Source organism: Sphingobium agri (assembly GCF_023051225.1).
Lineage (GTDB): Bacteria > Pseudomonadota > Alphaproteobacteria > Sphingomonadales > Sphingomonadaceae > Sphingobium > Sphingobium agri.
Genome location: NZ_JALKHS010000006.1, coordinates 757,806 through 777,433 on the forward strand (window position 1 = coordinate 757,806; position 19,628 = coordinate 777,433).

The 19,628-nt window shown below is 61.2% G+C and carries 18 protein-coding genes; 5 read left to right on the top strand and 13 right to left on the bottom strand.

Annotation, left to right across the window (positions count from 1 at the left end):
• Positions 1 to 2: 2 nt before the first annotated feature.
• The 10 genes from MU848_RS06980 to MU848_RS07025 all read right to left on the bottom strand — a co-directional run bounded on the left by MU848_RS06980 (position 3) and on the right by MU848_RS07025 (position 10,602).
• Entirely contained in the window at positions 3 to 1,250 is a 1,248-nt protein-coding gene (locus MU848_RS06980; RefSeq protein WP_247230968.1) for a polysaccharide biosynthesis protein, read from the bottom strand.
• 136 nt (positions 1,251 to 1,386) lie between these two features.
• On the bottom strand, positions 1,387 to 2,187 hold the full coding sequence (locus tag MU848_RS06985) for a WecB/TagA/CpsF family glycosyltransferase (RefSeq protein WP_315862426.1): 801 nt from the start codon (positions 2,185 to 2,187) through the stop codon (positions 1,387 to 1,389).
• Positions 2,184 to 3,092: a capsular biosynthesis protein gene (locus MU848_RS06990; protein ID WP_247230970.1), complete on the bottom strand. Its 909-nt coding sequence runs from the start codon at positions 3,090 to 3,092 to the stop codon at positions 2,184 to 2,186. Before MU848_RS06990 ends, MU848_RS06985 begins: the two co-directional genes overlap by 4 nt.
• Entirely contained in the window at positions 3,089 to 4,447 is a 1,359-nt protein-coding gene (locus MU848_RS06995; RefSeq protein ID WP_247230971.1) for a GNVR domain-containing protein, read from the bottom strand. Before MU848_RS06995 ends, MU848_RS06990 begins: the two co-directional genes overlap by 4 nt.
• Complete coding sequence (locus MU848_RS07000; RefSeq protein ID WP_247230972.1) at positions 4,444 to 5,871, bottom strand: ATP-binding protein; 1,428 nt, start codon at positions 5,869 to 5,871, stop codon at positions 4,444 to 4,446. The genes MU848_RS06995 and MU848_RS07000 overlap by 4 nt, the downstream gene beginning before the upstream one ends.
• Entirely contained in the window at positions 5,868 to 6,686 is an 819-nt protein-coding gene (locus MU848_RS07005) for a polysaccharide biosynthesis/export family protein (RefSeq protein WP_201514309.1), read from the bottom strand. Before MU848_RS07005 ends, MU848_RS07000 begins: the two co-directional genes overlap by 4 nt.
• A gap of 26 nt (positions 6,687 to 6,712) precedes the next feature.
• Complete coding sequence (locus tag MU848_RS07010; protein ID WP_236574961.1) at positions 6,713 to 7,786, bottom strand: hypothetical protein; 1,074 nt, start codon at positions 7,784 to 7,786, stop codon at positions 6,713 to 6,715.
• Positions 7,787 to 8,184: 398 nt separating this feature from the next.
• Positions 8,185 to 8,391, bottom strand: coding sequence for a hypothetical protein (locus tag MU848_RS07015; RefSeq protein ID WP_247230973.1), 207 nt, complete (start codon positions 8,389 to 8,391; stop codon positions 8,185 to 8,187).
• 148 nt (positions 8,392 to 8,539) lie between these two features.
• Entirely contained in the window at positions 8,540 to 9,931 is a 1,392-nt protein-coding gene (locus MU848_RS07020) for a sugar transferase (protein WP_201514305.1), read from the bottom strand.
• Positions 9,932 to 10,221: 290 nt separating this feature from the next.
• Positions 10,222 to 10,602, bottom strand: coding sequence for a hypothetical protein (locus tag MU848_RS07025; protein ID WP_247230974.1), 381 nt, complete (start codon positions 10,600 to 10,602; stop codon positions 10,222 to 10,224).
• Between the two features lie 502 nt (positions 10,603 to 11,104).
• On the opposite strand from MU848_RS07025, the gene MU848_RS07030 reads away from it, so the two are divergent.
• The 5 genes from MU848_RS07030 (at position 11,105) to MU848_RS07050 (ending at position 16,418) form a co-directional block, all read left to right on the top strand.
• Complete coding sequence (locus tag MU848_RS07030) at positions 11,105 to 12,142, top strand: rod shape-determining protein (RefSeq protein WP_097091709.1); 1,038 nt, start codon at positions 11,105 to 11,107, stop codon at positions 12,140 to 12,142.
• Positions 12,143 to 12,567: 425 nt separating this feature from the next.
• Positions 12,568 to 13,473: a glycosyltransferase family 9 protein gene (locus MU848_RS07035; RefSeq protein WP_247230975.1), complete on the top strand. Its 906-nt coding sequence runs from the start codon at positions 12,568 to 12,570 to the stop codon at positions 13,471 to 13,473.
• Positions 13,474 to 13,477: 4 nt separating this feature from the next.
• The gene (locus MU848_RS07040; RefSeq protein WP_247230976.1) at positions 13,478 to 13,939 is read left to right on the top strand and encodes a DUF6165 family protein; all 462 of its coding nucleotides are present in this window, start codon (positions 13,478 to 13,480) and stop codon (positions 13,937 to 13,939) included.
• The gene (locus tag MU848_RS07045; protein ID WP_247230977.1) at positions 13,940 to 15,025 is read left to right on the top strand and encodes a polysaccharide pyruvyl transferase family protein; all 1,086 of its coding nucleotides are present in this window, start codon (positions 13,940 to 13,942) and stop codon (positions 15,023 to 15,025) included. It abuts the gene before it with no gap.
• Positions 15,026 to 15,131: 106 nt separating this feature from the next.
• Entirely contained in the window at positions 15,132 to 16,418 is a 1,287-nt protein-coding gene (locus tag MU848_RS07050; protein WP_281494314.1) for a Coenzyme F420 hydrogenase/dehydrogenase, beta subunit C-terminal domain, read from the top strand.
• Here the strand turns inward: MU848_RS07050 and MU848_RS07055 are convergent.
• From MU848_RS07055 to MU848_RS07065, 3 genes are read right to left on the bottom strand one after another with little or no spacing between them, the layout of a single operon-like run.
• On the bottom strand, positions 16,415 to 17,452 hold the full coding sequence (locus MU848_RS07055; protein ID WP_247230979.1) for a Gfo/Idh/MocA family protein: 1,038 nt from the start codon (positions 17,450 to 17,452) through the stop codon (positions 16,415 to 16,417). The genes MU848_RS07050 and MU848_RS07055 overlap by 4 nt on opposite strands.
• Positions 17,449 to 18,474, bottom strand: coding sequence for an MDR/zinc-dependent alcohol dehydrogenase-like family protein (locus MU848_RS07060; protein ID WP_247230980.1), 1,026 nt, complete (start codon positions 18,472 to 18,474; stop codon positions 17,449 to 17,451). The genes MU848_RS07055 and MU848_RS07060 overlap by 4 nt, the downstream gene beginning before the upstream one ends.
• Positions 18,474 to 19,619, bottom strand: coding sequence for an inositol-3-phosphate synthase (locus tag MU848_RS07065; protein ID WP_201514289.1), 1,146 nt, complete (start codon positions 19,617 to 19,619; stop codon positions 18,474 to 18,476). The genes MU848_RS07060 and MU848_RS07065 overlap by 1 nt, the downstream gene beginning before the upstream one ends.
• Between the last annotated feature and the right edge of the window lie 9 nt (positions 19,620 to 19,628).

Sequence of the window (19,628 nt, forward strand, 5' to 3'; positions counted from 1 at the left end):
GTTCAGCCTTCCGCCCGCTGGCTCAGCCGCCACTTGCGGTCGAGCTGCCAGATGCCCAGCATCATCACCAGCTGTGACAACACCACGCCCGCAATCGAAAAGATCGGCGCAACCGCCAGCGTCAGCAGCGTCACCGCCGCGATGCCGACGCCGCAACTGCGCAGGCTCTGATGGGCGAGCGGCCGAAACGCCTTGCGCGCCTGCGTCATCACGCTCATCGGCGTCTGCACGCACTGGACCAGCGACAGCAGCGCGCACAGTCCCACCGCGATCGCGACCAGCTGCCAATCCAGAGTCGGTTTCAGGATCAACTGTGGAAAGGCAAACAGCACCAGCGCCGCAAGCACGCATGTCCCCGCCCACAGGAATACCAGCGCGCCCATGAATATCCGCTCGGACTTGATCGCGCCGTCATGATCCCCGCGCGCCACCGCACGGGTCATGCGGGGCCGTTCCAACTGGGTAAGCGCGGTGATGCACACATTAACGGGCCGGAAGAACAGCATGCCCACCGCAACAGGCGCAAAGGCGGCAGGCCCGGCAAGCAGGGTCACGATATAGCTGTGCGCGTTCGACGTCGCCTCGGTTGAAAGCACCCCCACCAATGTCCAGCCGGACTGCTCGCGCCACACCGGGCGATAGGCGCTCAACGCCGTCGTGGGACGCATGATGAAGTGCCGCCGCACATAGGAAATTCCAAATGGCAACAGCCCGGCAAGGCTCGCAACGACCAGCATCGCGCCGATGCTCGCCAGGTCAGCGCCTGTCCGCGTGGCCACAAGCAGGCCAGCAACGATCGTCCCTGCATAGACGAGGTCCGATCGCGCCGCGCGCGCGGGCCGGTGATGCGCATAGGCATTGGATCGCCCGAACCAGCGGATGAGCGACAAGGTGCCCGCAAGCCCGAACATCGCCGCAGCTGCCGGGGATGCCGTGGCCCAGGCTATTCCCGCGCAGATCAGTCCCTGACTTGCCGCCAGAAGCAGGTTCACCGGAAAGAAGAAGTCGAATGACGTGCAATCGGCCCGGTCATCCTGATTGACCGCGATCGTGTAGGGCGTCGACACCAGCGCGTTGGACAGCCCATAGCCGAACTGGATGATCACCAGCAGGAAGGCCAGCGTACCGATCGCCGCCGTGCCCAGATGATGGATCGAAAAAAGCTGCACGGCCAGATGGCTGACCGACACGATGGCGGACGACAGGCTGGCAAGGCCAAATCGGCCAAAGACGCTTCCCAATTTCCTCACGCGCGTCTCCGGAGAGCAGGAGGTCGCGCGCCCTATCAGCTGCCCCTCTCGCTGCGGGTTGGGCAAGTCTTTCTCCAGTTCCCCCTCCCGCAAGCGGGAGGGGGTTAGGGGGTGGGCCTGCGCAACCGCTGTCCCATCAGCCATGGCGATGCTTCCAGATCAGCCAAAGCGCATGGGGATTGGTGGTGATGTAGCGCCAGGCCAGCTGCCGTGGCCGCGTCGCCATCCGGTGCAGCCATTCAAGCCCCGCATTCTGCATCCACATCGGCGCGCGCGGATAATCGCCGGTCACATAGTTGAAGAGGCCGCCACAAGTGACGATCCACCCCGCCTTAATGCGATCCCGGTTGCGCACGCAAAAGGCCTGCTCGCGCGGCTTCCCCGTTCCTACCCAAAGCACGTCAGGCGCCGCCGCGTTGATCTCCTCGATCAGCGCGTCCTCGTCTTCCGCTTTCCAGAAGCCGTTGCGGCGGCCCGCCAGCTTGAGGCCCGGCGTCTGTTCGGTGACCCGCCGGGCGCACTCGGCATTCACCTTCTCCTCGCCGCCCAGCAGATAATAGCGCACGTCCTGTGCGGCCGCACGCGGCAGACTGTCGATGAACATGTCCGTGGTGCTCGACCGGTCCGCGATCGGCGTCTTGCTGAACCAGCGTGACGCCTTGACGATGATCTGCCCATCGGCGTGGATCAGGTCCGCCTGAGCCAGATCGGCCCGGAACTGCGGGTCGATGGCATTCATCGACAGGCCCTGTCCGTTGCAGTCGAACACCAGCAATGGCGTTTCCTGCTGCATCCGGCGGAGCGGCGCTTCTCGCACCATCTTCGTGATCAGGGCGTCGAGGGACAGGGTGGAAACCGGAACGCCGCCCACCACGACGTTCTTTTCCTGCATTTCTGCGGCAGGAAAAGGTTGAGGCAGGGCCCGCTCAGCACTCATGCGATGACCGTCCCGGCGATCGGCACGCCTTGCCGGTCAAGATCGTCGATGATGCGGCGCAGGTCGGCGATCGCGGTATCGCCGCGCCGCGCGACGATGACCACGGCGTCGAACCCTGCCAGGATGCTGCCGACCGGCGTCTGCTCGCCCTTGCGCTCGGCAAGGTAGAACAGCATCGATGTCTCCTTCAGGCCCCATCCATTGGCCGTGTCCGCCAGCGGGCCGCGCGTGATCAGGCTCGACGCGCTGCCCGAAGCGCGCCCCGCGGTCATCAGCCACAATCCTTCGATCGCTGTCTTGGCCGCTGGCAGCAGCGCCGCGCTGCCCATCAACTGTTCGGCCAGCCCTGCCTTGTTCGCGACGCGGAACAGCCGGTCGAGCGACGGATTGCCCATGTCGACGTCGATCAACATCGTCTGACCGTCCATCTGCGCCAGCACGACCGCCAGGTTCGCGGCCATCACCGCAGCCTCGTTTCCGGCATCCACCGACAGCACCGCCAACCGCAGCGCGGACGGATCGCCCGCCTTCGCCGCTGCCCGCATCTTGGCCCGGACCGTCCTGACCTTGGCGGCATAGGGGCTTGCAGGATCAAAGGCCGCGACCACCGCCGGGTCTATCCGTTCATCTCCAGTCGGCAGCAGCGAAAATCCGCCCGCCAGTGCCGCCAGCAGATTGGCCGCCTCGGCATCCAGCGCGCCGATCTCCACCGCTGCCTCGTGAAAGGGAAGCCCATGTTCGCGCGCATGCATGTCGACCCGGGTGACGTCGGATTCCGCCAGGAACCCGTGATCGACCGCCAGCTTCGCAAAGCTCTGCTTGTCCCGTCCTCTGGGCCGGAGCGCGGCGGTCCCGCCGCCGGGCATCAACTGGGGTGGGGCGCCTGCCGTGGAACGCAGTCTCATGCGGCCTCCTGCCGATTGAGGAACCAGCCGCCCCGTGTGGGGACCGGCAACAGTTCGGTGATGACTTCAACTTCGGTCGCCTTGGCGACACCGGTTGCGGAACGGACGCGGGGCTTCAGGATCTCGGCGATGACGACTGCCGCCACCCCGCCGATCAGGCCCAGCGCAACCCCCGCGATCAGCCACAGCATGATGTTCGGCTTGGCTGGCAGCAACGGCACCGCCGCCTCGTCCAGCAAGCTGGCATTGGGCTGCGAAATCTGGCTCTTCAGCGTCGCTTCGTTGAAGCGCTGGCGCACCGTGTCATAGGTCTGGCGCGCGGCATCCACGTCCCGCTGCATGACCATCAACTGGTCCTGCACGTCCGACATGCGGATCATGCGATCTTCCTGGCCCGCCATGTTGGACTTGAGGTCCCCTTCGCGCCTGCTTGCCGCCCGGCTGTTGGCGTTCACCGCCCCCGCCTGGCTGGCGCGTGCCGCTGCCAGCTTCGACTGAAGCTCCGACAATTGGGCGTTGGCGGCGACCATGCTCGGATGGTTCGGGCCAAGGGTCTTCGACAATTCCGAAACACGCCCTGATTGCGTCGCCACCTGCTCCTGCAAATTCTGGACGATCAGCGACCCTTCGATGTCGGACACCGATCCCGCGCCGGCTTTCGACCGTGCAGCCGCCGCCTCGGCTTGCGCCTGGGTAAGCTGATAGGACAGGTTCTTCAGCTTTTCGGCCTCAAGGTCCATGCGGTTGATGCCGATAATGTCATGAGCCCGCTGGAAGTCGGACAGGCGCTTCTGCGCGAGCTCGTACCGGCGGCGCACTTCCTGCGTCTGCTCGTCGAACCATTTGGCCGATCCTCGCGCAGGGGAGGCGCGCAGTTCGACCTGCTCGCGCATGTAGACTTGTGCGGCCAGGTTCGCGACCTTCGCCGCGACGGCCGGATCGGCATCCATATATTGCAATTGCAGCACATTGCTCTGCCGCCCGGTCGTCACGGTCAGGCTGGCCCGCACGCGGTCGGCCGCTTGCTGCACGCGCGCATCGAGCGGGATATCCTTCGGCAGTTCATCGACGAACCCGGCTTCCTTCGCCACCGCATTGATAACCTTGGCGGATCGGATGACGTCCGTCTGCGTGCCCAATATGCTGTCCACCTCGACGCGTGCGCCCGGTTGGTTGTTGGCGTCGGTCGGGTCTGTCTGCGACAGGTCCAGCAGCAGTGAAGATGTGGCCGCATATTGGCGGGGCTGCAGGAACGCCAATATGGCGACGATCAGGAACAGCGCGCCGCCCAGCAGCGCCGCCGTCCGCCACCGGGCCTGGACGGCGGACAGCAGATCGATCGGGTTCATGGTCATAGCCCGTCAACTCCTCGCAGCATGGCGCGCATTTCTTCGGCAGGCGTCGGGGCAGGGGGCGTCGCGGGCACCGGCTGCTTTGCCATCAGCAACAGGAACTGCGGCGCCAGCGTATCTTCGAACATGAACAGTTCTCCGCCGGGCATCGGTGTCAGGATCGGCTCCAGCCGCCGCAGCGTGTCGGCGGCCTGACCTTCATTGATCGATCCGCCGCCCAGTACTTCATGGCTCAGGCGCACGAGCCGGTCATAGGAAATGACCGACATCTGGGACGCTGCGACCCCTGCCAGCGCGATCATCCGCCGGTTCGCACCCGCGTCCCACAGGATGCGGCGGAACAGCGCATGCGTTGCGCCGCTCATCTCCGCCCAGTCTTCCAGCGCGGACGCCAGTCCCTGCTCCACATCGGCCAGGGTCATGCGTTCGCGGCCCGCCGCCTCGGCGACGAGCGCCGCCTGCATGCCGAACAGCCGCGCATGATAGGGCGACCCCATCGCCGCGCCCGCCAGCGCGTCGAGCGCGTCCGGATCAAGCCTCAACCGCGCATTGTCCGCGCAGCTCATCAGCAGCCGCTCCAACTCCGGCTTCGGGATCGGCGCGACCCGCTGAGGCGCGATATGTCGCCGCAACGACGGATGCGCCGCGATCAGCCCATCCACGTCTCCCGCGATGCCGACCAGTACCACCTGGACCGGCGAGTGAATGTCGGTGAGCAGCTTCAGCAGCGTCGCCACATCGGACTTCGCCTCATCCGATCGGACCCGGTCATACTCGTCCAGGATCAAAATCGCACGCTGCCGTACGTCTTCCACCAGCAGGTTCGCCAAACGCGTTCCATCAATGGTTTCATTCATTAATTTGCGCGCTTTTTCCTGCCCCGCCCCACTCATCGGCAGTTCGCTCAGAAAAGGCCGGAACAACGCGTCGAAATCCGCGTCCCCACTCGCCGATCCATAAAGCGCGACGCATCCCGCCTCATCCGCCAGGTCGCCGAAAACCCGCGCCAGCGAAGTCTTGCCCGATCCTCGCGTTCCGAAGATCACCGCATGTTTCCGCTGAACGACGATCGCCTCGACCAGCTTCTCAAGCTCGCCGTTCCGTCCGGCCAACCCGTGCCGATCCGTCACCGGCATCGCCGTACTGAAAGCGCTATAAATGGAATCCCGCCGCAAGCTGATCGGCTTCAAAGGCGCCGCCATCGCACCCATGGAAAGAGCCCGTGGCGCTTCAGCTACCTCATCCTCCTGCTGAATTGGCCGGAAGCCCGGCGCCACAGGTGTGTCGAGCAACAAGGGCTCGGCCGCCCTCATGCGAGGCTCGCCAGAACGCGTATGGGCAGACGCCATGTTGCGGCGAAAGGACATGAGCCAGTCCAGCATACCGCTGGGCCGATCCTGCGCGAAGCCATGATCGATCGTAGTCAAAACAGCTTCTCCCGGATGATGAGGACATCTTCAGGCTGAACCGGATCATCCAGGTTCGCCTGTATTTCCTTGCCTCCCCGGCGTACTTTTATGCGCTTGGTGGAACCCGCGAGCGTCGGTCCTCCTGCCAATGCAAGGGCTTGGCGGAAGCTCTGGCCCGGCACGAAGGAGAAGGCGCCCGGCTGCTGGACCTGCCCGTAAACATAGACCTTCTCGGCCGGAGGAACGAACAGTATGTCGCCCGGCTTCAACTGGCGGCTACCCCCCACCGCCATATCGGCAAGCGATATGCGAACAGCGCCGCTCCCATCAGCTGGTGTCAGGATTACGGCGTTGGCGCCGTCCTTCGTCGAACCGCCAGCCTTCGCCAGCATGGACGCGACCGTATAGTTGCGGTCGAGCGGGTAATTGCCCGCTTGCGGCACATTGCCCAGAACAGTCACGAAGCGACTGACATAGTTGCTCACCTCTACATTGACCGATGGATTGGTGAGGAACCCGCCGCTTGCGTAGTTGGCAGCTATGGTCTGCGCCAGTTGAGATGTCGTTTTTCCTCGCGCCTGAACGGGTCCGATCAGGGCGAGCGTGACCGAGCCATCTTCCTTTATCCGCGTAGTTGACGACAGGTCCGGTTGGCCGAAGATCGAAATCTTCACTTCATCGTCGGGACCAAGCAGATATCCTGCGTCGGCTACCGGCTGGGCTGGAGCAGTCGCCGCCGGGGCGTTCGCGACAGCTGTTTGCGCCGACGCTGGAAACACCGCGGCAGCCGTGAGGAAGATCGAGAAGCTGGTCAGGAGGGTCTCTGCTTTCACAGCTCATGCTCCTTCATGTTCGAGGGTCAAAATCTGATCGCCGCGCCCAGCGTCACCTGGGTTCCACTAAATTCGGCGACATCCGTATCAGTGCGCCGCTTGTAGCGCTGCGCATCAAGGGAGAGATCGAAGCGATCCGACAGCTTGCGCTTCAGCATCGCGCCAAAGCGCTGGTTGCGGTCGGCCGTGATGGAGAATGGACGCAAGGCGGCATCCTGCCGAAACTTCCGCTTTTCCAATTCGCCATAAAAGCCAGCTGATGTCAGTTCCGAGATCGCGAACTCGCCCGCCAATCTGTGCCGGGTGCGGATTGCGAAGCCACTGGCGATCAGGCTGTCGTTGACGATGCTGCGCTCGGTCGTGGCCGTAAGCTTGAGACGCGGTACGATGCCGGTGGAAACACTGATGTCCCAACCCAGGCCATTATAACTGCCGACCGCGGGAGAGTCGCTATCTACGTCCAGCCAGCGAAGCTCGGCGTCCAACTGCGTGATCGGAGAAACTTCGCGCTTGAACCGTAGTCCATAGCTGTTGGTGCGGTTCTCGATCCCCAGCTTTTTACGATCGCTGTTCACGCGCTCGTAAAATGCCGTCAGCGTGCCCAGGCTCGGCATATTATAGCCGATCCCCGCCATGTAAGTGTCGCTGGTCTGATCCGCGAAATCAAAGGCGTCATCATTGCGGGTCAGGTCGCGGCGATAGGATGCGACGGGGAAAAGGCCTGGACGTTCGCAGCTCAGGTCCGCGCCGAATGTGGCGAACCGCTGGAGATTTTCGGTCTGCTGGTTGATATCCCCATAATCGGCGCGCTGCTGCCGATAGGATAGAAGTGGCGTCACAGAGCAGGTCGCCCCAAATCGTATCACCGCCTTCGCTTCGGTATCGAGCCGCAACTTGCTCCGCTGACCTTCGGAGATAAACTGGTCATATCCGACACGACCACGCAGCAGAAGATCGTGACGCCCTATTGGTTTGCCATAGGTCAGCTCGGCCCAAGGCGTGACAATGATGTCTTTTGTCGGGTTCTCTATCTGATCATCGACGCGATAGACGTTGTCATCATAAAGAAGATCGATGCCCGCCGTCGCGTGCAGCCCCAATGTTTTCAGTCGGGCGCCCTCATCAACCTTTGCTGACTGGGCGGTGACGGCAGAAGGGGTAGCGGCAACGGCAGCGCAGCTGACCGCTACCGCTGCTGCTCTGTGAACAATGAAGAAATTTTGTATGGCAGGCGCGCTGAGGCGCCTCCAAAAACGCGGAGTGTAAGCAATAGCCAAATGTGCAACCCTTTATTGCATTGCAGCAATGAGGGCATGCTAGTCGCGTTTGCAGACAAAACGAACCTCTGCAGGCGCAGCTTGTCGTAACTAAACCACGCTTCGTTTCATCGCAAAAACGACTGATCAGCAGCGCATGTCGCCTGCTGACAACTGTTCATCTGGCAGCAAGGAAAAGAGAAGAGGGATTCACAACTTTGTAGAAACGAGGGATATGCGTTTCAGGAGATGAGCAGCCAGCCTATCGCGCCTACCGCAGCTGCGAAGCTGAAAATCCCCGCCCAGCGAGAGAGGATCTCGACGCCGCGATCAGCGCGGTCGGCAAATGGCCGCTGCGCCAATGATGGCTGGGAAGGAATGGGACGAGCGGTTGAGCCGCCTGTGGAAGAAGGTCGCGCAACTGCGACCGGCGCAAGATCGTCTGCCACTTGATAAATCCGCCCTGTTTCAGATGACGGACATATCCTATTTTACGGTTAACAAATAGTTGGCGCGAAGATCAGGTGCGCCTCATTCTATCGCAAAATCAAGGAGGTGGTGCAAAAATCCCACGCGATGCGTCTGTAACTGATCGCCTCAATAGGCGTTGCGATGCACCAGCACGCTGAAGGTCCCGATCAGGATGGCGATATCGCGCGTCAGGCTCCAGCCATGGAGGTATTCCAGGTCTGCCTCGACGCGGTTGAGTATGTCGCGGCGAGTCTCGGTCGCTCCGCGAAATCCGCGTATTTGAGCCAGTCCCGTAATCCCGGGCTTTAGCGCATGTCGATGCCAATATTGGCGGTCGACCTGCCAGAACAGCTGTTCTTCCGCCGTCGATCCCAAAGCATGGGGACGTGGTCCGACCAGACTCATTTCGCCGAGCAGCACATTGATCAACTGCGGCAGTTCATCAATGCTCGTCTTCCGGATGAATGCGCCCACCCGCGTTATGCGATTGTCGTCGCGGCGCGTGGATGACGCTCCCGCAGCATCGCATTGCTCCACACGCATGCTGCGGAACTTCAAGATGTGGAACAGCCGGTTTCCGCGGCCGATGCGCTCTTGCTTGAAAAAGACGGGGCCGGCCGAGTCCAGCCGGATAGCGATCGCCACAGCGATCATCAACGGCGCCAATGCAATCAACAGCGGAACGGTGATGGCAATGTCCAGAAGCCGCTTCTGCGCGCGATTGGCAAGGTTCAGCGGGCCGCGTGCTACAACGAGCGTTGAAACGCCACGGTGGTTCTGCACCGCCAAAGGCGCCATCGAGTCCAGCTCGGGCACGATAATTTCGCCCAGGATGTTGCCACCCTTAAGCATTTGCGCCCAATCGGTCTTGCGATCTCCAGGGCAGGATATCACCACACGATCAAAGTCGCGCAGCAATGTGCCGAGGCGATGCAACATATATGGGTCGTCAAGATCAGCCTTGATGCCCGCCGCTTCTGCATCGACAATCACCATGCCGCTGACATCATCGGGAATGACGCCGCCATCAATGATCATCAATTGCGCAAACAAATTGTCGCTGAAATTCCGTTGCACGGCGCGCACGATGAAAAGTCTCTGCACGACAAGCAGTGTTACGCTGCAGATGATGCCGGACGATATGCCAAGACGTGAGAGTTGGCCTGTTGCCTTCAGAGAGAACAGCGTCAGCAGAAAGATCAACAATGTCCCGGCAAGTGCGAGCGCCGCGTTGCGCAAGCTTGGCGTCAACTGGGTAAGGCAAACAGGATTGAAGGCCTGATTGTGAAAGGCCACAATGCCATAGACGACCATTCCGCCGCCAAGTGGTTGCCATAGATCGGCGAAGACCAATGGCACACCAGATGCGCGGAGACCAAGAACAAAGCCGATCGCCAGCGCTGCCATATCGGCCGCTGCCAGCAACAGGCAAAGCCAAAGCCTCACATTCCGCTGAATGGCGGCTGTTGTGGGCTGACGACTAGGGAAACCCTCGATCGCCAGATCGATTTTCGACATCTGCAACCCTTTTTTGTCCTGACGTCAATCGCCAGCCGTCCCGAAAGACAACTTGCATGCATCAGACATCCGCTGCCTTGAGATTATGTTGCGGAGCAGCAGGACATAAATGTGAGAGGCTGACAATCATGCATGGGACGCCCGGAAGCTCTTTTCCGATGATCCGTTCGGCTCAGCGGCTGTGACGCCCGACTTCCACGACGACCTGAAATTCAATGGCGGAATTGTGCAAGCGAAAATTTACCACTGAACGGAGCAGCTTGCCCGAATCATCTTAGGCAATTGGCGAATCAGCTGAACAGCCACCAGCCGAGCAGGCCCAGTGTCGCAAGTAAGACGATGGGACCGGCCCAGCGCGAGCAGAACTGGATGCCGGTTTCGGCATTCTCATATGTGAAGAGCTGAAAGTGCTTCTTTGAAGAAGACGTCTTGATCGCAGAATCGTGCCGGGGCGCGGCGGACAATTCCGTTGTATCGGCTGTCTTATCCTGAGGTTGAGGTGACAAGTCGATCATCTGCAAAGGCCCCGAGCAATATGCGCCTATATCACATAGGAAAACTGGCTCAAAAAAGAAGTGGTCTGTCAGGATTTTCCTAGGCTTCTTAAGGAGCAACGCCCCAGACATGATCTTGGTGGCCGCGAAAGATCTCCGAAAAATGGAGCGGGACATGCTGTGGTCTGAAATCCATCATGTTCAGTTTGGAAGACAGCGAATTGACGCATCGTCGCTTGTGGCGGCTAATCGGCCGCATCTCACAAGATGGATAGCAGGATCAGATGCCATTGAGGCGGGGAGCAGAAAATGGCGGCCCGCCTGCCATTAAAAATTCGATAAATTAGGTTATTTGTAGTCGTCAGATGCCCGTCTATGCCTTTGAACAACCATTTGAATCCGTTTCAGTAATGGACCTCTTCATCTGGATCAAATTTGTGCATCTTGAAATCAGTTCAGCGGCATGACCTATTGTTCAGCGCAGGCATATGCCCGCATTGCGACCCAAACTGGCCCCGCTACTCAGCTTTGAGAGCGGGGTTTTTTGATGGGGCACCGAGCTAAAGCAATTCGGCTGGCCCCAGTAACCGGACGGGTCGTCGCAGCCCTCTTCTGCTCGCGCGGGCGTGTAGGCAGGGGCGAGCCCAGCCGTCCCTTCCGAAAAGATCGCCATTCTTCAATGAAATTACCACGGTTCCTTTCGTCCTCCGCGTTTGACATGGCCATCGACCTGGGCACGGTGAACACAGTCATCCATGTCCGCGATCGCGGGATCGTCCTCAATGAGCCGTCGGTCATAGCCATCGAGACACAGCAAGGTTTCCGCCGCGTGAAGGTCGTAGGCAATGAAGCCAAGCTGATGATGGGAAAGACGCCCGCCAATATTCAGGCAATCCGGCCGCTTCGCGATGGCGTCATCGCAGACATCGACGTGGCTGAGCAGATGATCAAACACTTCATCGACAAGGCGCTGAACGGCAGCCGGTTTGGACGCCGTCATGAGGTGGTGGTCTGCGTGCCTTCGGGATCAACCATGGTAGAACGGCGGGCTCTGCGTGACGCTGCCGCCAATGCGGGGGCGGCCCATGTGCAGTTGATCGAGGAGCCGATGGCGGCAGCGATAGGCGCGGGCTTGCCGGTGACGGAGCCGCGCGGCGCAATGGTAGTCGACATTGGCGGCGGGACGACGGAAGTCGCTGTCCTGTCGCTGCGGGGGATCGCCTATAGCAATTCCGCTCGCGTGGGCGGCGACCGTATGGATGATGCCATCGCTTCCCACATCAGGCGCAACCACAATCTGCTGATCGGCGAAGCAACTTCGGAGCGGGTGAAGTGTGAAATCGGCGCGGCGACCCTGCCTGATGGTGAGGGGCGGCGGATCATCGTCAAAGGGAGGGACCTGGTCAATGGACGCCCGGCCGAAATGACGATCAGCGAAGCGGAGATCGTCGAAGCGCTTGCTGAACCGGTCGGCCAGATCAAGATGGCGGTGCGAACCGCGCTGGAGCAGACCGCTCCCGAACTCGCGGCGGACATTATCGAGGAAGGCATCACCCTGACCGGTGGCGGTGCGCTGCTGCGGCGGCTCGACGAAGCTCTCATGGAGGAAACAGGCCTGCCGGTGAAGATCGCCGAGACGCCGCTGATGTGCGTTGCGATGGGTGCGGGGAAGGCTCTGGAAGATAATGCTTATCAGGGCGTCCTCGCCATTTCCTGATCGTTAGAGCAAGCAACTGCCCACGAGCGCCATCGTGCAAAGGAAAGTGACGCCTGTAGTCAGCCAGCCCAACAGATTGGTCCACCTGCCCTTTGCGCGCGCCTACGACTGATGGGCTACATCATCGGCAGCAGGATAGGGCTATCCAGAGGAAGCCAAGGCCATATCTGGCGCCAACGCTGGCAGAGGTGCCGATCGTGGAGGGGCGTCATCCGCAGCGCCAGTGACGATCCCCGTGCTCATCATCTTCAACAATCCGCGCGAGCCTGTCCGGTCGAGCGAAGGCGCTCCAACGTTTCGCGGATATTCTACGCCCCTTGTCCTCGCCATGGTGAACCAGGCCGCTGGGCGCCGGGTTCACGCCGCTAACCTGGGATATCGGCAACCAACATGAACTTGCGTCGTAGGCGCGGATTTTGAAGCACATGGCTGACCGCATGTCACATTGGATAGCGTCCATGCGAGCAGGGGAATATGCCGCCGCTTGGGCGCTGGCCGAACAGGAGTTGGCAGAGCGTGATCCAGCCAGGCGGGACGATCCGACGCTTCCCTATCATATGCGTTGGGTTTGGGACGGCCGCTCCTATCGCGGTAAGCACTGCCTGATACGCTGTTACCATGGACTGGGCGATACGATCCAGTTCGTCCGTTTTCTTCCGCTGTTGCGAGCAAGGACGCGATCGCTGACCGTGGAGGTGCAGCCACGGTTGCTGCCTGTTTTGCAGCGATCAGCAACGCGAGCGGGCGAAACGTCCATCCGCTTTCTTCCTTTCGACGAGGCACGGCCGCTCCCGCCATCGGAATGCGACATGGAGATAACCGAGCTGGGCTTCGCGTTGAAAGCGAGGCCTGAAGACACATCCGTTCCTTACCTTACTGCTAGTCCTGGAGTGCTGCCGCGCGGCACGGTTGGACTTTGTTATGGGGCGGGGGAGTGGGACCCGTCCCGATCGATCGCCCCTGAACTGTTTGCCCCGCTGTGCAAAGAAGCGCGCTGCCTCAGTCTGATGCCTGAGCCGACCACGCTTCCGGTCATCAATCGGGAGGGCTGTCCCTTTGACATGGAGGCGACGGCGGCTTTGGTCGCGGCCACGGACCTCGTAATCACGGTCGATACGATGATCGCTCATCTGGCTGGGGCCATGGGCAAGCCGGTCTGGTTGCTGCTTAACGCAAATCCGGATTGGCGCTGGCCCGCGGCTGGCATCCGGACGCCTTGGTATCCGTCGATGCGCATCTATGCCGATCAGGATGGCGGCGGCTGGGAACCAGTGGTGGAACAGGTTCGGCGCGATCTGGCGATGCGCTATACCGGGTCAGCGAAAGGTTAGTGCGATGGGACAGATGCCTACGCCTTCGGTGCCCGTGTCCTGGGGCGAGTTGATCGACAAGTTGACGATACTGGAGATCAAGCGTGCGCGCATCGAAGCGATCTCTGCCCATAGGAATGTCAGCAGGGAATATCGGCTGCTGAGCGTCATCGGCGCGGAGGCGTTGAAGGTGCCCGAAGTCGAGCCGTTGCGTCACAGCCTGAAGCAGGTGAATGAAGCATTGTGGGATATCGAAGATGCGATCCGCGAACGAGAGGCTGCCGTCGATTTCGGGACGAGTTTCGTCGCCTTGGCTCGCTCAGTCTACCAGATGAACGATCGGCGGGCAGCCATAAAGCGTGAGATCAACCGCGTACTGGAATCGGAATTGGTGGAGGAAAAAAGCTATGCCACCGAGGGTGGGAATTCGGGGGCATTCCAGCGCCCTTTGCGAGAAGGCGCGTCGTTGGCGGACCGGACCCGTTAGATGCACGGCAGGCATCAGCCTCTTCTGGGCAGGCGCCTTGGCATCCTGACCTTTCACCGTTGCATTAACTATGGTTCCTATTGGCAGGCTCGGTGCCTGGTAGACGGCCTGAGAGCGTTGGGCGCGGACGCGGTGCTGCTGGATCACGAATGCGCGGCTGCGGCAAGGGCCGAGATCAGATGCGCCTTTCGTCCCACCTTGCCTCAACCGACGCCGAGGTCGGACTTCGCAGCCTACGGGCGCAAGACCCGGAAATTTTTAGAGGCGTTCGCTCAGTTGCCCCTGTCAGTCGCTTTTCCTCTCCACCGCCCGGACAAGCTGGAGGAATATGACGCTATCATCGTAGGCAGTGACGAGGTGTGGAACCTTCGCCACCCCTGGTACGGGGGATGCGCGACATTCTATGGAACCGGCCTTCGCGGGCGGGTGATTTCCTATGCCGCCAGCTTCGGCAATCAGGATGCTGCCGATGGACTTCCGCCCTATTGGGCGGATCAGTTGCGCGGCTTTGCTTCGCTTTCGGTGCGGGATGAGAATAGCCGGAGCATGGTTCGCTCGGCGCTGGATGTTGATCCGGCCCTGGTGCTGGACCCGTGTCTTCAGTTCCCGCCGCAATTCGCTGGCGAAGAGAGGGAAGGGGAGGGGGTGGTAGCCGTTTACGGACATAATTTCCCCAGCTGGTTGTCGGATCATGTCCGGGCATGGGCCATGAAAAGCGGCCGCCGGATCGTCAGCATCGGCTACCGCAATGATTGGGCCGATGAGCAGCGCCTCGCCTGCGGACCGCATGAATTTGCGCGTTTCATGGCGAGCGCGGATGCCGTCGTGACCAGCTTCTTCCACGGCTGCGTTTTTGCGATTTTGAACCAGAAGCCGTTCGTGACGGTGCCATCCTCCTATCGCGCGAACAAGGTTTATGATTTGATGCGGCGTTTGGGATTGGAGCGCCGACTGGCCCGGCAGGGAACGGGCGCGGGATTTTATGCTTCTCTACTTACCGACCCGCTTGACGATCGAGTGAGCGATCGGTTGTCGCGGTTGCGGCAACATTCAGCCGATTATCTTCTCTACGCGCTGGTGCCCTGAAGTTATGGGTCGGGATGAGCCTGTTAGTCCACGGGACATGGTGCGATCCGGCCTTTGCATTGGGTGCGGGGCATGTGCGGCCGAGGCGGCTTGCAGCGGCGCCCGGATGGATTGGGATCGCGAAGGGCAGTTGAAGCCGGATGGACCGCGCGAATGGATGCGCTCGCGGACCCGTGCTTTCTCAACTCTCTGCCCATTCTCGCCTCAGTCAGAAGATGAAGATAGCATTGCGGCCCGTCTTTTCCCCAAAGCGGCAGGATCGGATCAGTGGATTGGCCGGTTCGAGGGAGCCTATGTTGGGCACGCTTTGGAGGACAGCTACCGTGATCGGGGCAGTTCGGGCGGCATGGTAAGTTGGGTCGCGGCAGAACTGCTGCAGCGCGGCTTGGTTGATGGCATCGCTCATGTGGCACCCGCCGATCCCGACGCAGGCGGGCGCTTCTTTCGCTACAGCATCTCGCGTGATCTCGATGCGCTGAACCGGGGCGCGAAGTCCCGCTATTATCCGGTCGATATGGCAGGGATATTGGAGGAAATTCGTGCCGTTCCGGGCCGTTATGCCATTGTCGGCATTCCTTGCTTTATCAAATCGGTTCACCTGACCTGCGCGCAGGATACGGTGCTGCGTGAGCGCATCGTTTTCACGCTGGGTCTGGTGTGCGGCCATATGAAGAGCCGGAACATGGTAGAGAGCTTCGGCTGGCAGATGGGCGTCGATGTGCGCGATGTGGCACGGGTGGAGTATCGGCTGAAGGACCCGAGCCGTCCGGCAAACTGGTACAGGGCTCAGCTTTCTTGCCGGAATGGTGAAGAGCGGCAACAGGATTGGTGGCACCTCGTCGATGGCGACTGGGGATCTGGCTTCTTCCAGAACAGCGCGTGCGATTTTTGTGATGATGTAGTGGCGGAGACGGCCGACATCAGCTTCGGTGATGCGTGGGTAGAACCCTATTCTTCGGATGGCCGCGGGACCAACGTCGTGGTCGTACGGTCCCCTGAGATCCACGCGCTTTTGCGAAACGGGATGGAGCAAGGCCGGGTCGCGCTCAGCCCCGTCGATGCCGGCTTTGTGCGGGAGACTCAAGCAGCGGGATTCCGGCAGCGGCGGGAAGGGCTCGCCTATCGCCTCGGATGGGCCCGCCGAGACGTAAAGCCGCGTAAACGTGTACACTCCGGGCATCACCATCTTGGATGGCGTCGTAAGCTGATATACCGTTTGCGCTACATGATCAGCCGAGGGAGCAGCGGTGCATTCCAGCTGGCGAAAAGGCTGGGGCGACCGGGCATCTTCATGGCTTGGGGGCGCCTGATGTTAAAGCTCTATCATGGCGTCACCTATTCACGAGGGCGATTGGGCGCAGCATTCGACTGGGCGGAACGGCGGCTTGGCTAACGCAGGCTTGCGGCGTAAATACCGTCCATGACGGCCGCGACGGCGGCGAGGCTTTCGCATTGCGGATCGAAGCGGGGCGATCGGGCGAGTTGCGTTGCCCAGGCACTCGCCATTTGCCCGCCCCAAGCGTCGCCTGGCTCCGCCAGCGTCTGCCGCGCGGTGCCATGGAAAAGCTCCGCCTTGAAGTCATAGAAGGAGCCGTTGACGTTGCGGAAGGCTGCACCTGCCTTGCCCCCGAAGAAGTCTGCGGTGATGACGGCGTCCTGCCCCGCAGGAAGGTGCCAGGAGCAGGCGATGCGCACAACGCATCCGTTGGTAAGGCGGACCGTGGCAATGCCGAAGTCCTCGACCTGGCTATCCCTGTCGGTCAGTGGGTGACCCTTACTGAACAGGTCGGCGTCGATATGGTCCACTTGCGGGAACCCTAGCGTCCAGAGAGCGAGATCGATGAGATGAACCCCCAGGTCCATCATGCAGCCGCCTCCCGACAGCTTAGGATCATAGAACCAAGGTTTGTCGGGACCGTAAGCATTGTGGAAGGTCAGATCGATCGCATGGATCGGGCCCAACTCCCCGGCGTCGACTTGCTGCTTGATCGCGCGTATGCCCTCGGTCCCGCGATAGGAGAGATCAACGCCCAGCAGGCGGTCGGACGCCTTGGCGGCTGCGATCACGGCCTCCACTTCGGCGATGCTCCGCCCCAGCGGCTTCTGGCAGAAGACAGGAATGCCGCGCTCCAACGCACGGATCGACTGTTCGGCATGCAGCGCACTGGGCGTGGCGATGACGATGCCGTCCAGATACTGCTCCAGCAAGGCGTCCAACGAGTCCAGCTGTGCAGCATCCGGTGCAAGCAGCGCAGCGTCCGCCGTATTGCCGGGGAGCGCGTCGGCGATCGCCGCAGCTTCGATGCCGCCGGTCGCGAGCATCGCTTCCATCCGGTTGCGGCCGATCCAGCCGACGCCAAGGAACCCCAGCCGGGGGCGAGGGAGAGTAATTGCGGAGGCGAGGGCTTCGCTTGAGGAAAGGTTCATAGGATCACCAGCGCCTTCACAAAATTGTCCGGTTTGTCGCGGGTGGCGTCTAGTGCTTCGCCCAGCTGCTCAAGCGGATAGCGATGCGTATAGAGCGGCGCCGGGTCCAGTCGGCCTGACGCGACAGCTTCGACGGCTTCCCTGATGCCTTCCACATAGGTGGCGGGATCGCGCTCATGCGCATTGATGACGTCAATCCCACGCCAGTTCCAGAGCCACATATTGACTTGGCGCGGGCCATCCTGATGATAGCCTGCGATGATCAGCTTGCCGCGCTCTGCGGTGAGTTCGGCTGCCAGGTCGAGCGGCCATTGTTTGCCCACGGCCTCGATGACCCGATCGCAAAAGCGGCCGCCGGTGAGGTCGCTCACCCGATTGATGATGGCGTGATGGTCGTCCATCATGATCGTTTCGGCGGCACCGTAGCTGCGAGCGAGATCAAGCGAACACTGCCGACGCGATATGGCGATCACGCGAGCGCCAGATTCGGTTGCGAGCTGCGTCAATATAGCGCCCAGAAAACCGGCGCCGATTATGGCGACGGTTTGACCAGCGTGAATGTCGGCCCGGCGGAAGATGTTGAACGTGCAGCCCAGCGGCTCTCCGGGGAAAGGGATGCCGTCAAGGGCAGGAGGCAAGGGAACGATCGCCGACTCCTCCGCCAGATCATATTCGGCATAGCTGGCATAAGAGAGGGCCGTGACCCGATCGCCCGGCTTCACGCTGGTAACAGCTTCACCCACGGCGTCGATAACACCCCATCCTTCATGCCCCAGAGACCCGGGTTCCAGCGGATATTGCTGCCATTCCGGCCCGGCCCATGGCGTCAGATTGGATGCGCAGACTCCGCATCCTTCCAGTTTCAACCGGACCTGCCCCGGACCTGGCTCAGGAAGTTGCGCATGGTCGATCCGCACTGTGCCTGGTGCCGTGACGGTCGCTACCCGCATCGTGGCGGCATGCGCATAACCAGTATGATCTCCGCGGCCGTCATCTATGGTGAGGGGCATCATCTGATCCATCATTCCGCCGCCAGCGCCACCGCGCCCTCTCCATTGATGAAGGCTTCAAGCGCCTCATATGCTCGGTCGTCAGTCGTTTGGTCCGGAGGGTGCTTGCAGAAATAGGCAGCGGCAGGATGGACGGGCCCGCCAATGCCGCGGTCCGACGCGACCTTGGCGCAGCGGATCATGTCGATCGCCACTCCAGCCGAATTGGGGCTGTCCTCCACCGACAGGCGCAGTTCAAGGTTCATCGGAACGCCCCCGAACAGCTGCCCTTCCATACGAAGGAAACAGACCTTGTTGTCATTCTGCCAGGCGACATAATCCGACGGGCCGATATGGATATTCTCATCCTCCAGCCGGGTTTCAGCGACCGATTGCACTGCCTCCGTTTTCGAAATCTTCTTGGACTTCAGCCGGGTACGGTTCGACATGTTGAGGAAGTCGGTGTTGCCGCCGGTGTTGAGTTGATAGGTGCGGTCCAGCTTCACGCCGCGCTTGGCGAACAGGTCGGTCAGCACTCGATGGACGATGGTCGCGCCCAACTGTGCCTTGATGTCATCGCCGATGATTGGAACGCCTGCGCTTTCAAAACGCGCCGCCCATTTGGGATCGCTGGCGATGAAGACCGGGATGTTGTTCACAAATGCCACGCCCGCGTCCAGCGCGCACTGCGCATAGAATTCGGTCGCCTCCTGCGATCCAACGGGCAAATAATTCAGAAGCACGTCCACCTTCGCTTCTCGCAAGCGTTTGACGATATCGCTGCGGCTCGGCTGAGCTTCCTCTTCTGCTAGGAGGAAGGTCCGATCGTCCGGATAATCCGCCATATGCTCTGCATAGCCGTCGAGAATGTGGCCCATCTCCACCTTCACACCCTGTTCGGGCACCTCGCGGCAGAAGATCTGGGTGCAGTTGGGCTTCGCAAAGATGGCCTGCGCGACATCTTGCCCGACCTTGCGCCGGTCGATGTCCCAGGCTGCGACCACCTGAATGTCGCAAGGGCGGTAGCCGCCAAGATCCCAATGCATCAGCCCCAGATGATCATTGCTTTCAGCCCTGTAGTGGGACAGCCCCTGAACTAGCGAGCTGGCGCAATTGCCCACGCCGATGATGGCGATGTTGATCGGCTGCCTCGCCAGGCTATGCGGTGATGACGTCATGCTCCTTCT